At 55.4% G+C, this 15,184-nt stretch carries 11 protein-coding genes and 1 tRNA gene; 9 read left to right on the top strand and 3 right to left on the bottom strand.

Going from position 1 to position 15,184, the window contains the following annotated elements; translation table 11 throughout:
• The first annotated feature begins 3 nt into the window (after positions 1-3).
• Both pyk and HMPREF9238_RS01350 read left to right on the top strand, forming a co-directional pair.
• The gene (gene pyk, locus HMPREF9238_RS01355; RefSeq protein ID WP_016443640.1) at positions 4-1,443 is read left to right on the top strand and encodes a pyruvate kinase; all 1,440 of its coding nucleotides are present in this window, start codon (positions 4-6) and stop codon (positions 1,441-1,443) included.
• A 227-nt stretch (positions 1,444-1,670) separates the two neighbouring features.
• Positions 1,671-1,874: a hypothetical protein gene (locus HMPREF9238_RS01350; protein WP_016443639.1), complete on the top strand. Its 204-nt coding sequence runs from the start codon at positions 1,671-1,673 to the stop codon at positions 1,872-1,874.
• Positions 1,875-2,006: 132 nt separating this feature from the next.
• Here HMPREF9238_RS01350 and HMPREF9238_RS01345 read toward each other — a convergent pair.
• Positions 2,007-2,080 (bottom strand) — tRNA-Leu (locus tag HMPREF9238_RS01345).
• A gap of 73 nt (positions 2,081-2,153) precedes the next feature.
• Between HMPREF9238_RS01345 and HMPREF9238_RS01340 the strand changes: the two genes are divergently transcribed.
• A complete protein-coding gene (locus HMPREF9238_RS01340; RefSeq protein ID WP_016443638.1) occupies positions 2,154-2,744 on the top strand; it encodes an ANTAR domain-containing response regulator in 591 nt (196 codons plus the stop codon).
• Positions 2,745-2,750: 6 nt separating this feature from the next.
• On the opposite strand, the gene HMPREF9238_RS01335 is transcribed toward HMPREF9238_RS01340, so the two are convergent.
• The gene (locus tag HMPREF9238_RS01335; RefSeq protein WP_232217582.1) at positions 2,751-3,143 is read right to left on the bottom strand and encodes a PaaI family thioesterase; all 393 of its coding nucleotides are present in this window, start codon (positions 3,141-3,143) and stop codon (positions 2,751-2,753) included.
• Positions 3,144-3,284: 141 nt separating this feature from the next.
• Here HMPREF9238_RS01335 and polA point away from each other — a divergent pair, with 141 nt between their 5' ends.
• From polA to HMPREF9238_RS01305, 6 genes are all read left to right on the top strand, one after another.
• Positions 3,285-5,930, top strand: a complete 2,646-nt coding sequence (gene polA, locus HMPREF9238_RS01330) for a DNA polymerase I (RefSeq protein WP_016443636.1) — start codon at positions 3,285-3,287, stop codon at positions 5,928-5,930.
• Between the two features lie 206 nt (positions 5,931-6,136).
• Positions 6,137-7,582 (top strand): 30S ribosomal protein S1, encoded by a 1,446-nt coding sequence (gene rpsA, locus HMPREF9238_RS01325; protein ID WP_016443635.1) that lies wholly within the window; start codon positions 6,137-6,139, stop codon positions 7,580-7,582.
• Positions 7,583-7,727: 145 nt separating this feature from the next.
• Positions 7,728-8,426, top strand: a complete 699-nt coding sequence (coaE, locus tag HMPREF9238_RS01320) for a dephospho-CoA kinase (protein WP_016443634.1) — start codon at positions 7,728-7,730, stop codon at positions 8,424-8,426.
• A gap of 10 nt (positions 8,427-8,436) precedes the next feature.
• Positions 8,437-10,521, top strand: a complete 2,085-nt coding sequence (gene uvrB, locus HMPREF9238_RS01315) for an excinuclease ABC subunit UvrB (protein ID WP_016443633.1) — start codon at positions 8,437-8,439, stop codon at positions 10,519-10,521.
• Positions 10,522-10,706: 185 nt separating this feature from the next.
• Positions 10,707-11,696 carry a TerC family protein gene (locus HMPREF9238_RS01310; RefSeq protein ID WP_016443632.1) on the top strand — a complete coding sequence of 330 codons (990 nt, stop codon included), beginning with the start codon at positions 10,707-10,709 and terminating at the stop codon, positions 11,694-11,696.
• A gap of 56 nt (positions 11,697-11,752) precedes the next feature.
• A complete protein-coding gene (locus tag HMPREF9238_RS01305; protein WP_016443631.1) occupies positions 11,753-14,149 on the top strand; it encodes an HAD-IC family P-type ATPase in 2,397 nt (798 codons plus the stop codon).
• A gap of 30 nt (positions 14,150-14,179) precedes the next feature.
• On the opposite strand, the gene HMPREF9238_RS01300 is transcribed toward HMPREF9238_RS01305, so the two are convergent.
• Entirely contained in the window at positions 14,180-15,160 is a 981-nt protein-coding gene (locus HMPREF9238_RS01300; protein WP_016443630.1) for a bile acid:sodium symporter family protein, read from the bottom strand.
• Between the last annotated feature and the right edge of the window lie 24 nt (positions 15,161-15,184).

Below are 15,184 nucleotides of genomic sequence, written 5' to 3'. Positions count from 1 at the left end.
TATATGCGTAGAGCTAAGATTGTTTGCACTATTGGCCCGGCAACAGAGAGTCCTGATCAGATTCAAGCGTTGGTGGATGCCGGCATGGATGTGGCCCGTATTAACCGTAGCCACGGTGATGTAGAAGGCCACGAGGCCGTGATCAAGAACGTGCGGAAGGCAGCTCGTGCTTCTGGTCGCGCGATCGCGGTTCTCGTTGACTTGCAGGGCCCAAAAATCCGCTTGGGACGTTTTGCGGATGGCCCGCATTATTTAAACGTGGGTGACACGTTCACCATCACTACCCGCGACGTGCCGGGTACGAAGGAACTCGTTTCCACTACGTTTGCGGGTTTGCCCGGTGACTGCCGCCCGGGTGACCGCCTGCTGATTGACGATGGCAACGTGGCGGTTCGAGTCATTGAGGTGACCGATACGGACGTGAAAACTCGCGTTGAGGTTCCCGGTAATGTTTCGAACAACAAGGGCATTAACCTTCCGGGCGTAGCCGTATCCGTGCCGGCGCTGACGGAAAAGGATGAAGAAGACCTCCGCTGGGCACTTAACATTGGTGCTGATTTCATTGCCTTGTCCTTTGTGCGCGATGCGAAGGACATTAACGATGTCCATGCGGTCATGGAAGAGGTTGGGATTTACCGCCCCGTAATCGCCAAGATCGAGAAGCCGCAGGCGGTTGAGCATCTACTTGAGATCGTGGAAGCGTTTGACGGCATTATGGTCGCACGTGGTGATTTGGGTGTTGAAGTGCCGCTAGAGACGGTCCCGCTGGTGCAAAAGCGTGCTATTGAGCTTGCTCGTCGCCGCGCAAAACCGGCAATTGTGGCAACGCAGGTAATGGATTCGATGATTAAGAATCCGCGGCCAACCCGTGCCGAGGCGTCCGACTGCGCTAACGCTATCTTGGACGGTGCTGACGCGGTCATGCTTTCGGGTGAGACGTCGATTGGGGCTTTCCCGATTGAGGCCGTTCGCACAATGGATCGCATTATTGAAAACGTTGAGGAAAACGGCGGGGAGCGTATCGCTCCGATCGGCGCATTCAACGTTGCAAACTCTTCGGTTCTAACCCAGGCGGCTGCCCAGATTGGTGAGCGTCTAGACGTGAAGTTCTTGGTGAACTTCACCCAGTCGGGTTCAACGGCTCGTCAAATGTCGCGTTTGCGTTCCCCGATTCCGATGCTGGCGTTCACGCCACTAGAGACCACTCGCAATCAGCTGGCCCTCAGCTGGGGTATTCAAACCTATCGGGTGCCGGAAGTTAAGCATACAGACGATATGGTGTGGCAGGTAGATCAGGTTCTGCGACTTTCACAGCTGGCTGATGTCGGTGATGTGCTGGTGATTGTTGCGGGCATGCCGCCGGGCACCCCGGGTTCAACCAACTCGCTTCGTATCCACACTATTGGTGATGACGTCGATTATTCGATTGGTGGCGGAATCTAGACCAGTTCGGATTCGAATTGTAATGCCGGGGTTGCTACTTGCAATCCCGGCATTAATATGATTAAATGTTCTATTCGCCGCACTTGCGGGGCGTCGTAGAGCATTTTCTACAGGCCGGCTTTCCGGTTTCCCAGGCGCTCAGCGGATGAAGATTTCAGTTTTTGTGGGGCTGGATTACCTGCGCTCCCGTTGCGCATATCCGGCCGGATTATAGGAAGGAGATAGCTATGCAGATGTTTAGCATTTACGACATGCACACTAGCCGTCAGGCCCGCAACCTTAGCGAGATGAACATTGCTGAGGCTGTGCGTCCGTGGTTTAAAGATGTTGATTCAATGCAGGTCAGCCGCGCCATTGACGCGTTGGCTGTGCCGGCCACGCGTAAGCAGGCAGCCGACTACCTGGGCATTAGTCTCGTGCAGGTTGCCTGAAAGTAGACTGTGCCTGTTGGATTGCCCAGTCTGGTAGGTATTTCGTTGGGAGTTTGAGAAGTTCTAAGGAGCTATCAAGCTCCCATTTTTCGCCACGCGTTTAGACGCCTGATGAAAAACAGAAAATAAAAGTACCCCGGGTGGGATTCGAACCCACAACATGCCGATTTTGAGTCGACCGCCTCTGCCAGTTGGGCCACCGGGGCATTGTTACCGTTTGCACGTAACCAAGGACTAGAATATCCATAGATATTAGTTGGACCAAAATTTAGGGATGTTATGAGTAACACTGAAGGTAAATCGCGCAGGGTTGTTGTCGCGGAAGACGAAGCTCTGATTCGCCTCGATATCGTTGAAACGCTTAAGGGAGCTGGCTACGACGTCGTTGCTGAGGTAGATAATGGTGAGGATGCGGTTGCAAAGGCACTGGAACTGGAGCCAGATCTTTGTGTGTTCGATGTGAAGATGCCGAAGATGGATGGCATTACTGCGGCCGAACGGATTTTGAAGGAGCTTTCTTGCGCTGTGGTTATGCTGACGGCGTTTTCGCAGACCGAACTAGTTGAGCGGGCGCGTGACGCGGGTGCTATGGCGTATGTTGTTAAGCCGTTCTCGCCTACAGATCTGCTTCCCGCTGTTGAGATCGCGGTTTCGAGGCAGGCGGAAATGCTCGCCATGGAGGATGAGATTGCCGATCTGACCGAGCGTTTTGAGACTCGCAAGGTCGTCGATCGTGCAAAGGGATTGCTCATGGAGCGCATGGGCATGACGGAGCCAGAGGCATTCCGCTGGATTCAAAAGACATCTATGGATAGGCGCCTTTCCATGCGCGAGGTTGCAGATGCGGTTGTGGATCAGGTAGGAGAGTAGTTTTCACTACTTCTTAATTATCTGATTTGAGATGAGGGCGGTGGAAACTAATCTGCCGTCCTCATCTGTAATGTCTACGCGGTGCACACAACGCGTGCTCCCTAAATGCATGGCGGTAGCCGTAGCAGTCACGTAGCCGTCGTGGGCCGGGCGAATGTGTTGGATGGATAGTTCCACGCCAACCGCAACAAACTCTTTTCCGAACGTGCGAGCCTGTTCTCGCGAAGCTAAAGAACCTGCAGTTTCTGCCAGGGCTGCACTCGCCCCTCCGTGCAATACGCCTGCGGTCTGTCTGTTGCCATCCACCGGCATGCGCATTACGCAGTGGTCGGCAGAAAGTTCGATAACTTCCATTTCGGTGCGGGCCATAAGGGTCTGTTTGTCGAAATTGTGCACCATCGTTCCTTTCGCGATAAGTAACTCCCAGCTTACGGGCCTGTTCAACCTGGCGCGCACTCGCTGCCCAAATGGGTGCTTCGTTGCGCAATAGCGGCGGTGTAGGTGCTGTGAATTGCGCGCCTCTGCTTTAGGCTTGAAGACGTGAGTGAGAAAAGACTTTTAGTTCTAGATGGCCATTCGATGGCGTTTCGCGCATTCTATGCGCTCCCGGTGGAATCTTTCATGACCAGTACGGGGCAGCACACGAACGCGGTGTATGGCTTCGTGTCAATGCTGGTGAAAATGCTGGCCGATTATGAACCAACGCATGTGCTGGCTGCCTTCGACGCGGCAGAGAAGTCTTTCCGCTCTGATGAGTACCCCGAATATAAGGCGGGGCGTGCAAAAACTCCCGAAGAGTTTAAGAGCCAGGTGCCCCTCATTCAAGAGGTGCTGAAGAAACTCGACATTCCGGTGGTGGTGAAGGAGGGCGTGGAGGCTGACGACGTCCTCGCAACCGTTTCTTCTATGGCTCAAGAGGCGGGAATGGAAACATTGCTAGCTTCTGGGGACCGCGATACGTTCCAGTTGGTTACGGATTCTACGTTCGTGATTTACCCGGGTCGGTCGATGTCTGACTTGCGGCTGATGGATCCGCCGGCGGTAACGGATCGTTACGGCGTGGTACCGGCGCAGTATCCTGAAATCGCCGCGCTCGTAGGCGAATCGGCAGATAATCTGCCGGGCGTTCCCGGTGTGGGTGATAAGACGGCCGCGCAGTGGTTACAGAAGTTCGGTGGCCTGGATGAGCTGCTAGAAAATGCGGAGAAGGTCGGTGGTAAACGGGGGGAAGCGCTACGCGAACACCTGGAAGACGTGCGCCGTAATCGCCGCTTGAATGCGCTACTGCGCGACGTGGAGCTTGACGTTTCGCTAGATGATTTAGAACGCAAGCCGTTTGACCGTAACGGGATTGAGGAACTATTTGACACCCTTGAGTTCGCAACGCTTCGCTCCCGCGTTTTTGCTGTAGACGTGGCGGATGAGGTCGCGGCCCCAGCGGAACCCGTGAGTGAAGCCACTGAGGTAGAAACGGTAACTTACCCGCAGGTGGGGATCGATAAGTGGGCACAGTCCATTGCGGACGACGATCTTCTCGCGGTGCTACCTTCGCTTGCCGGCAGTGACATTGAAGTGGTTGTGCTGTATGCGCCCGGTAAGGCGCTGGTTGTAGACCCGGTGGAGCTAGACGAGGCCGGCGCTGCCGAGCTCCAGGCATTGTTTGACCGAACCCGTATTGTCACGCATGAGGCAAAAAAGTGGCGGCACCTGTTTGCCCAGCGCGGCATTGATTTTGGAAATGTTTGGCTTGAGGCCGAGCTTGCCGCCTACCTGTTGCGTCCCGATCAGCGCGGGTATGAGCTTACCGCGCTGGCACGGCGCTACCTGGAGCGTACAGTAGCGGACGCGGAGTCGGACGGACAGCTGTCATTGCTAAGTGACCACGCGCAAAAAGTCCAGCTTGCGCAAGCCCTTTTTGATCTGGAACAGCCGATGCGGGCGGAGTTGCAAAAGCAAGATGCGTGGGAACTTTTCCAGCAAATGGAGTTGCCCGTCCAAAACGTGTTGTGGAAGATGGAGCGCGTGGGGATTGGCGCGGACATGGATTCACTGCGCGCAATGTCGGATGAACTAGGCGGCATGGTAAATCGAGCAGCCGAGGCCGCCTATGAGGTGATCGGACACGAGGTCAATCTATCCAGCCCTAAACAGTTGCAGACGGTGCTGTTTGACGAGTTGGACATGCCGAAAACGAAGAAGACGAAGACCGGCTATACCACCAACGCAGATGCCCTCGAAAAGCTGTTCCTGCAAACGGAACACCCCTTCCTCGCGCACCTGTTGGAGCATCGAGACAAGATCAAGCTACATCAAACGGTTGACGGCCTGATCGGTTCGGTGAGGTCTGATGGGCGTATTCACACCACGTTCGAGCAGACGAAGGCCGCCACGGGGCGTCTGTCCTCAACCCAGCCGAACTTGCAGAACATTCCGGCCCGCACGGAAGAAGGCCTGCGGATTCGCGAGGCGTTCGTACCCGGGGATGGTTTCGATGCCCTTTTGACGGCGGATTATTCGCAGATCGAAATGCGCATTATGGCGCACATGTCTGAAGATGTGGCGCTGATTGAAGCGTTCAATTCGGGTGAGGATTTGCACAAGACCATGGCCTCCATGGTTTTCCACGTGCCCGTTGAAGAGGTTGATTCGAATCTGCGTAGTCGAATAAAGGCCACCTCGTACGGTTTGGCCTACGGACTGTCCTCATATGGATTGTCTCAGCAACTGGGCATCAGTGTTGGTGAGGCCAGCGAGTTGCGCGATAAGTATTTTGAACGCTTCGGGGGAGTGCAGGACTTCCTCGCAAGCGTGGTAGCAAATGCCCGTAAGGTCGGTTACACCACCACGCTGTTTGGAAGGCGCCGCTACCTGCCGGATCTGAACTCAACGAACCGGCAAAGAAGGGAGATGGCGCAGCGCGCCGCTCTGAATGCGCCAATCCAGGGATCTGCGGCTGACATCATCAAGGTGGCGATGATCCATCTGGATAGTGCGCTTGCGGAATCTGGCCTCAGCTCTCGAGTCCTGCTACAGGTACATGATGAACTCGTGCTCGAGATTAAAAACAGTGAGAAGGACGAGATTCAAAAGCTCGTGAAGCACGCGATGTCTAATGCGGTAGCTTTGGATGTCCCTCTGGACGTGTCCATGGGCATTGGTGATAACTGGCGTAGTGCCGGCCATTAGTCCTAGAAACGGCGAACCGGTGCGCGTTTAGCGCAAAATGCGACCAAACTCTCACTCTCAGGGTCTCGTTTTTATTACGTATGGGCCGGTGCTTCACTGATAGCATTGCCTTTGGTGCTCTTTGTAGTACAGTTTGAGACTGTGCGCATAAGCGCCATTTTGTCCGTATTCACTACTATTTATCCGTATTCGGGGATTTAAACTTTATGACCAACTCAACCCCGCAGCCTGAGCAGGTTGCAGTCAACGATATTGGATCCGAAGAGGATCTGCTCGCCGCTATCGACGAGACCATCAAGTACTTCAAGGAAGGCGACATCGTCGAAGGCTCTGTCGTCAAGGTTGACCGCGATGAAGTCCTGCTAGATATCGGTTACAAGACCGAGGGCGTTATTCTTTCGCGCGAATTGTCGATCAAGCACGACGTCGATCCTGACGACGTTGTAGAGGTTGGCGACAAGATTGAGGCTCTTGTTCTTCAGATGGAAGACAAGGAAGGCCGTTTGCTTCTGTCGAAGAAGCGTGCTCAGTACGAGCGTGCCTGGGGCACGATCGAGAAGGTCAAGGAAGAAGATGGCGTCGTAAACGGTACCGTCATCGAGGTCGTCAAGGGCGGCCTGATCCTCGACATCGGTCTGCGCGGCTTCCTGCCGGCCTCCCTCGTAGAAATGCGTCGCGTTCGCGACCTGCAACCCTACATTGGCCGCGAGCTAGAAGCTAAGATCATCGAGCTTGACAAGAACCGCAACAACGTTGTTCTCTCTCGCCGCGCTTGGCTAGAGCAGACTCAGTCTGAGGTTCGTACTAACTTCCTTAACACCCTCCAGAAGGGTCAGGTTCGTTCCGGTGTGGTCTCCTCGATCGTTAACTTTGGTGCGTTCGTTGATCTTGGTGGCGTAGACGGCCTCGTTCACGTTTCGGAGCTGTCTTGGAAGCACATCGATCACCCGTCCGAGGTTGTTGAGGTTGGCGACGAGGTCACCGTTGAGGTTCTCGACGTTGATATGAACCGTGAGCGTGTTTCGCTTTCGCTCAAGGCCACCCAGGAAGATCCGTGGCAGGCATTTGCCCGCATCCACGCTATCGGTCAGGTTGTACCGGGCAAGGTCACCAAGCTCGTTCCGTTCGGCGCGTTTGTTCGCGTCGAGGATGGCATCGAGGGCCTCGTCCACATCTCCGAGCTGGCCCAGCGGCACATTGACGCTCCGGAGCAGGTCGCGAAGGTTGGCGATGAGGTCTTCGTTAAGATCATCGACATTGATCTTGAGCGTCGCCGCATTTCGCTCTCGCTGAAGCAGGCTAACGAGGGTGTGGATCCGAACTCCGCGGACTTCGATCCGTCGCTGTACGGCATGGCTGCTGAATATGACGAGAACGGCAACTACAAGTACCCCGAGGGCTTCGATCCGGAGACCCAGGAGTGGATGGAAGGCTACGACGAGCAGCGCGTTGCTTGGGAGTCCCAGTACGCTGAGGCTCACGCTCGTTGGGAGTCCCACAAGGCTCAGGTTGCTCGTGCTATGGAAGAGGACGCCGAGGCGGCTCCGAAGATCGAGGAGCAGGCATCCTACTCGACCTCGGTTGAGTCGGAAGGCACCCTCGCTTCTGACGAGGCGCTCGCCGCGCTTCGCGAGAAGCTAACGAACAACTAATGGTCTTGTTGCCGTTAGGCGCTTGAACTAGACGTTCAAGAGGTGGCCGAGTGGTTTTCCACTCGGCCACCTCTTTATTGCTCGCTATAGTCAAACTGGGAGATCTTATTAGGCTGGCGATTCGATCTAATGCGAGGAGGGGCATATGGCTTGGGAAGAGATTCGGATTGGGGGAGCGCTTGCCCTCGTTAAAACGCCGATTGAGAAATCTGCATTGGTTCCCAGTTCTCGGGCTTGCGAATCGCGGCCGTTTTGGATTGGACTGACCGGCGGTATTGGGGCCGGCAAGTCTGCGGTGACAAACGTTTGGCGAGAAATGGGCGCAACGATCGCGGATGGCGACGTGATTGCGCGACAGATCGTTCAGCCCGGTACGCAGGCCCTGGCGCAAATAGTTGCGCGGTTTGGCACGCAGGTTGCGCCTGCCGGAGTTTTGGACCGAGCAGCGTTGGCCAGCATCGTTTTTCATGATGAGGCGGCCCTTGCATGTCTAAATGAGATAACCCATCCACGCATCCGGGCGCGCGCATTAGAAATCTTGGAGTCGGCGCCTATTGACGGCCTGGCAGTGTATGACGCAGCTGTTTTGATAGAGGCAAATATGACGCACATGGTTGATGCGGTCGCAGTCGTTTTGGCAGATGAACAAGACCGCGTAGCTCGTTTGACGGACATGCGAGGAATGGATGAGCAGGACGCAAGACGCCGGATTGCGAACCAGATGAGCGATGCGGAGCGGAGCGAGCATGCCAGCATCATCATCGAAAACGAGGGCTCACTGGCAGATCTCGATTGCGTGGCCCGCGAACTCTACCAAATGCTTACTGCAGGCACAGAAGCTTAGACTAGAAGGTATGGAAAACCAGACTGTTGTTCGTCAGGAAGCGCCTTTCGAGGTCGTCTCTGAGTTCACCCCGTCGGGTGACCAGCCGACGGCTATTCGGGAGCTGACTGAGCGGATTAACGCTGGTGAAAAAGACATCGTACTACTGGGGGCCACGGGCACCGGTAAGTCCGCAACAGCAGCTTGGTTGGTTGAGCAAATCCAACGGCCCACCCTCGTGATGGCGCCAAACAAGACGCTGGCCGCACAGTTGGCTGCGGAGCTACGAAATCTGCTGCCCAACAATGCGGTTGAGTACTTCGTGTCCTACTACGATTACTATCAGCCCGAAGCGTACGTGCCTCAAACTGACACGTACATCGAGAAAGACTCCTCAATCAATGACGAGGTGGAGAGGCTGCGCCACTCGGCAACTAACTCGCTTTTGACTCGGCGGGATACGGTTGTTGTGGCGTCGGTTTCCTGCATCTACGGCTTGGGTACGCCCGAAGAGTACGTTGCACGCATGGTCGAGCTGAGTGTGGGCATGGAGGTCTCGCGAGATGACCTTTTGCGCGCGTTTGTGAACATGCAGTATTCGCGCAATGACATGGCGTTTACGCGTGGAACTTTCCGGGTGCGCGGCGACACGATCGAGATTATTCCGGTATATGAAGAACTTGCGATCCGCATCGAAATGTTTGGCGACGAGATCGATGCCCTGGCTTACCTGCACCCACTTACGGGTGACCTCATTCGCGAAACGGATCACGTGTACCTGTTCCCGGCCTCTCACTATGTTGCAGGCGAGGAACGCATGAAACGCGCCCTCAAGACGATTGAAGAGGAACTTGACGAGCGCGTAGCGTGGTTTGAGAGCCAAGGCAAGCTCCTCGAGGCGCAAAGGTTACGCATGCGCACAACGTACGACCTGGAAATGATGCGCGAGATTGGCACGTGTGCGGGTATTGAGAACTACTCACGGCACATTGATGGGCGCGGGCCGGGCACACCCCCGCACACTTTGCTCGATTATTTCCCGGATGATTTTGTGCTGATCATTGACGAGTCACACGTGACTGTGCCCCAGATCGGCGCCATGTACGAAGGTGACATGTCGCGTAAGCGCACGCTAGTTGACCACGGTTTCCGCCTGCCTTCCGCAATGGATAACCGTCCGCTGAAGTGGGAGGAGTTTTTGGAGCGCATTGGCCAAACCGTGTACATGTCTGCAACCCCGGGCCCCTATGAGCTCTCCCAGGCTACGGGCGTGGTTGAGCAAATCATTCGCCCAACCGGCCTCGTGGATCCAAAGATCGTAATAAAGCCGACGGAGGGCCAGATTGATGACCTACTTGGCGAAGTGAATGCGCGTGTGGAGCGCGGTGAACGCGTGCTTGTCACTACTTTGACCAAGCGGATGGCAGAAGATTTGACGGACTACATGTCGGTTCGCGGAGTACGGGTGGAATACTTACATTCGGATGTGGACACGCTTCGCCGCGTGGAGCTTTTGCGTGAGCTACGTCAAGGCAAGTTTGACGTGCTGGTGGGTATTAACCTTTTGCGTGAGGGTTTGGATCTGCCGGAGGTGTCACTAGTTGCGATTTTGGATGCGGATAAGGAAGGGTTCTTGCGTTCCACTACGTCGCTGATCCAAACGATTGGGCGCGCCGCCCGAAATGTTGCCGGTGAAGTGCACATGTACGCCGATAACATCACGGATTCGATGAAACGTGCGATTGATGAGACAGAGCGGCGTCGCGAGAAGCAGATTGCTTACAACGAGGAGCACGGCATCGACCCGCAGCCACTGCGCAAAAAGATCCAGGATGTTACAGACATGTTGGCGCGTGAGGATATCGACACAGAGGAGCTTTTGGAGGGCGGCTACCGCAAGGCGGTGGCCGATTCACGCCGGGCGGGTGACGTAAACTTCTCGGCGAGGGCACGTTTAGCTTCTGCCGCTGAAGAGGATCTGGCTGGGCTGATCGATGAACTGACGAAACAGATGCACCTGGCAGCCGAAGATCTCCAGTTCGAGGTTGCCGCCCGCTTGCGCGATGAACTTAAGGAACTAAAGCAGGAGCTTCGCCAGATGCGCGAAGCGAACTAGCCGGTGAGTAAAACCACTGTAGCCCTTTCGGCGCGGCGGGCAGTTTTGGATAGAATAGGTTTGACGAGGGGGAGTACTCCCACAATCACAACATCGTCAGCACGGTGAAAACCCGGTGTTGTGGCCACTAAGGTGGTGGAGAAGACCTTCGGATAAGCCCTATTAGGACTACCGAAGGTTTGCAATTGCACGTTCATGCTCTTGGCTGGATTATGCTGGCCGTCATCATTCTTGCCCTGATCATCATTGATATCGTCGGGCACGTCCGCACGCCGCATGAGCCGACCCTTAAAGAGGCTGCGGTCTGGTCCATCGCTTATGTTCTTCTCGGCGTTGCCTTTGGCTTCGTGGTCTGGTTCTTCTGGGATCTGCGTTATGCCGGCGAGTATTGGGCTGGTTACATTACGGAGAAGTCATTGTCCTTGGACAACCTGTTCGTATTTGTGCTGATCATTGCCGCTTTTAGGGTTCCGCGAAAATACCAACAGAAAGTGCTGCTGTACGGCATCGTCATGGCCCTGGTGATGCGCCTTATTTTCATCCTTATAGGCGCGGCAATAATCGAGAAGTTTGCATGGATCTTCTATATTTTCGGCATTTGGTTGCTGTACACGGCCTATTCGCAGGTTCGTGAAGGCATCCAGGGAGATGAGGAAGAAGACGAATACCACGAACCTAGCTTCGTGCGCCTCGTGCGCAAGGTTTTCCCGGTTACGGACGGTTTCCTTTCGGACAAGTTGCTGCACCGCCACGCAGGCCGCACATACTTGACTCCCATGCTTCTGGTGATCATTGCCCTGGGCACTACGGACATCATGTTCGCATTTGACTCGATCCCGGCAATTTTTGGCCTTACCAAAGAGCCGTACCTGGTTTTCGCGGCGAACGCTTTCTCTCTTTTGGGATTGCGCCAGCTCTACTTCTTGATTGACGGCCTGCTTGAGCGTTTGGTGTACCTTCACTACGGCCTCGCTGCGATTTTGGGGTTCATCGGGGTGAAGCTCATTTTGCACGCGCTGCACGAGAACAATCTGCCGTTCATTAACTCCGGCATGCCGTTTAACGTTCCCGAAATCGGTATTCCCGCCTCACTCGGCTTTATTGGCGGCACGTTGATTATTACGGTTGTGGCATCGATATTGAAGACGCGCGCGGACAATAAGTCCAACTCTTAAAATGGGTTTAGGGCGCCTTTAAGGCAACGATCAGCGTTCCCCAATAGGATTTAACCGTGAGTGAATCAGCCGTGACGAAAGACCGCTACTTGGGCCGCGACGGTGTCAGCGCACAAGAGGTTGTGCGGGCCAAGCAACTGGGCAAAACCAACCGGGTAGAAAGCACCACTTCGCGGCCGATTAAGGTCATCATTAGGTCTAACTTGTTCACGCTGTTCAACGCGATTTTAACTACGGCAGTTGTGGTTGTGCTACTGGTTGGCAACTGGCGTGATGCGGTGTTTGGAATCGTGATGATTACCAACGCCGTGATTGGGATTTACTCTGAGATTCGCGCTAAGTACGTGCTAGATAGTTTAGCTATTTTAGAGTCGCCGAGGTCGTGGGTGATTCGTGATAGCAAGCAGATACAGGTTCCATCGGCTGATTTGATCTTGGGTGACTTAGTGTTGTTGCGCTCTGGCGATCAGGTGCCTGCCGACGGCATGGTGCTGGAGAGTTACGGCTTGCGGGTGGATGAATCAATGCTGACGGGGGAGTCCGTGCCCGTGCGTAAGCGCGAGGGTCACTCAGTGCTGTCCGGCACGGTTGTGGTGGCGGGTGAGGCCCTGTTTGAGACTTCCAAGGTGGGCGAGGATTCCTACGCGAATCGGCTAACTAGAGAGGCAAAACAGTTTCAGAAGGTTAAGTCTGAGATCGGGCAGAGCATAAATACGATTTTGAAATGGATTTCGTGGGTGATCCTTCCAGTCGTACTGCTGCTAGTTGCCTCGCAGTTGCGTTCGGATGAGGGCACCACGTGGCAGCACGCGGTGGTGCTCGCAGTCGCGGGAGTGGTGGGCATGATCCCGCAGGGACTGGTACTACTAACGTCTCTTAACTTTGCTTTGGCCGGTGCAAGTCTGGCTAAACGTAACGTCCTTATGCAAGAACTCGGTGCGGTTGAAGTATTGGCTCGCGTGGATCACTTGTGTTTGGACAAGACGGGCACAATAACTACCGGCGAAATTGAGCCGCAACAGCTAATTTGTCTGGATGATTCGATGGAGGAGGCTGCTCGCGCTGCTCTTGCGGCAATGGTTGCAGGCGGGGAGAACCAGACCGCGAAGGCGACGATGGCGGGCTTGCCCGGCGTGGAACCGGCACAGTTGCGTCAGAACATTCCGTTTGATTCCTCGCGCAAATGGTCGGCGGCAGTGACTGAATCGGGTTCCTGGTTTTTTGGGGCGCCCGATATTGTAGCTAGCCACGCGGTAAATGCATCTGAAGCGCTACACCAGGTCTCGGAGTTCACCGCGCAGGGTGCGCGTGTGGTTTGCTTGGCACACGCAAATGAAACCTCTATTGATGAGGACGATCCAAAACTGCCGCCGCTTTTGCAGGTCGTTTTGATCGTGGTTTTGGCGGAGCAGATTCGCACGGACGCTGCGGAAACCATCTCTTATTTCCTGCGCCAGGGAGTCCAGATCAAGGTGATATCGGGTGACAATCCCAGCACGGTTGCGGCGATTGCGAACCGGGTGGGAGTGCGGCGCGGCGAACCGGTTAGGGTTGTAGATGCGCGCGATCTGCCCCAAGAGGACGAGGCATTCACTGATGCGGTAGACGAGTATGACGTGTTTGGACGCGTCACTCCGGAAGCTAAGCGCAAGATGGTGAGAGCGCTCCAAGCGCGCGGCCACACGGTTGCTATGACCGGCGATGGGGTGAATGACGTGCTCGCCCTAAAGGACGCTGATCTTGGTATTGCCATGGGTTCGGGGGCGCCCGCAACGAGGGCGGTGGCAAAGCTCGTGCTAGTAGATGGGAAGTTTTCTAAACTGCCGCGCGTTGTGGCAGAAGGCCGTCGCATCATTGCCAATATGGAGCGAGTCTCTGCATTGTTCCTCACCAAGACAGCGATGTCGGCGCTACTTGCGGTGGTGGTGGCTATTTTTGCGTGGAGGTACCCATTCTTGCCCCGTCATTTGACGATTATTTCGAGCTTAACGATTGGGATTCCCGCATTCTTCCTTTCCTTGACACCGAATTACCGCAGGTATCGGCCTGGGTTCTTAGAGCGCACACTTCACATCGCGATACCGTCCGGCATTGCTTTGGCGTTGACCGCGCTGGCGGCGCAGCGGTTTTATGCGGCTGAGTCGCTAGAGGTTGGGGCTACTGTGGCCACGCTCGCCGTCCTGATGGCCGCGCTCTACCTGCTGTCCGTGATGTCTCGCCCAATTGTTGCCTACCGGGCAATGATCCTGTTCGCAATGTTGGGCGCGGGAGTGGCGGTAGTACTTATTGAGCCGGTGCGCACGTTTTTTGCCCTCACCTGGCCCACCCCGAACCAATGGCTCGGTGTGATGATACTAGCGGGGGTTTGCTCGTTCCTGATTGAGCTGATCTTCCGCAACTATTCACGCAAGTTCGGCGATCTGACGCGCATAGTTGGCGACATAGACGAATAGTTCGGCCGCAAGCGGATAACGCTTACTGGCTCACCAAGTGGTTTCACCCGTTTGTGCGGAGGTGGTAGCTAGGCGCTTGGCGATAACCGCAGCGGCCATGAGCTGCAGCTGGTGGAACACGATTATCGGCACGGTTACAGCCGCCACAATGTGGGGTGGGAAAATGATCGCGGCCATGGGTAGGCCGGTGGCCAAAGACTTCTTCGATCCGCACATGAGTAGCGCAATGTTGTCGCCGCGATTCATTTTCAAGAGGTGCCCGGTCTTCCACGAGGCGGTCATCATGATTGCCAGCAAAATGCCCGAGGCGATGACGAGACCGATGACGTCGCCCCAGGTAAGCGTGCTCCACAGTCCGCGAGCGGTTGCGCCGGCAACGGAGGAGGCAACGACGATGAGGATTGTGCCGCGGTCAACGGTTTTGGTTAGCCACTTGTTGGCGCGCACTTTGTCACCCAGTTTGGGTTGCAGTAGCTGCCCGATTATGAAAGGGATGAGTAGTTTGACGAGAACGTCAACTATTGAGCCCCAGCCAACACCCGTGGATGCGCCCATGACGATCATGACCAGGAGGGGAGTGAGCACCATGCCCAGAATGTTGGAGATGGTGGCGGCGCATACGGCGCCGGCCACGTTCCCTCCGGCAATGGAGGTAAACGAGATCGAGCTTTGCACGGTTGAGGGCAGTAGCGTCAGGTAAAGCAGACCGAGGGCGAAAGTCGCACCAAGCCAGGGACGAAATAGCGGTTGCGTGACGGCTCCGAGAATGGGGAACACAATGAAGGTAGAAGCAAGCACGCTGGCCTGTAGCTTCAGGTTTGTAAGACCTGCAATTATTTCGCTGGTGCGAAGCCGCATACCGTAGACCAGGAATAGGATCATGACGGCTACGGTGCCCATGATGGTGAGCAGGTCAATCCATTGCGCGGGGATCGGCACCAGGATGCCGATGACCAGGATAGCGAGGATGCTGACGATAAATGGATCAATGTAGCGCAGTAATACCTTCACGCCACGATGCTACGCCATGGCCGG

It is taken from the genome of Gleimia europaea ACS-120-V-Col10b (genome assembly GCF_000411155.1).
Lineage (GTDB): Bacteria > Actinomycetota > Actinomycetes > Actinomycetales > Actinomycetaceae > Gleimia > Gleimia europaea_B.
The sequence above is the reverse complement of the archived record's forward strand: the minus strand, read 5'-3'. Positions and strand labels throughout refer to the sequence as shown.

Bases quoted from the DNA above. Each gene is read 5' to 3' on its own strand.
- pyk (WP_016443640.1), top strand. From the start codon at position 4: ATGCGTAGAGCTAAGATTGTTTGCACTATTGGCCCGGCAACAGAGAGT.
- HMPREF9238_RS01350 (WP_016443639.1), top strand. From the start codon at position 1,671: ATGCAGATGTTTAGCATTTACGACATGCACACTAGCCGTCAGGCCCGC.
- HMPREF9238_RS01340 (WP_016443638.1), top strand. From the start codon at position 2,154: ATGAGTAACACTGAAGGTAAATCGCGCAGGGTTGTTGTCGCGGAAGAC.
- HMPREF9238_RS01335 (WP_232217582.1), bottom strand. From the start codon at position 3,143: ATGGTGCACAATTTCGACAAACAGACCCTTATGGCCCGCACCGAAATG.
- rpsA (WP_016443635.1), top strand. From the start codon at position 6,137: ATGACCAACTCAACCCCGCAGCCTGAGCAGGTTGCAGTCAACGATATT.
- coaE (WP_016443634.1), top strand. From the start codon at position 7,728: ATGGCTTGGGAAGAGATTCGGATTGGGGGAGCGCTTGCCCTCGTTAAA.
- uvrB (WP_016443633.1), top strand. From the start codon at position 8,437: ATGGAAAACCAGACTGTTGTTCGTCAGGAAGCGCCTTTCGAGGTCGTC.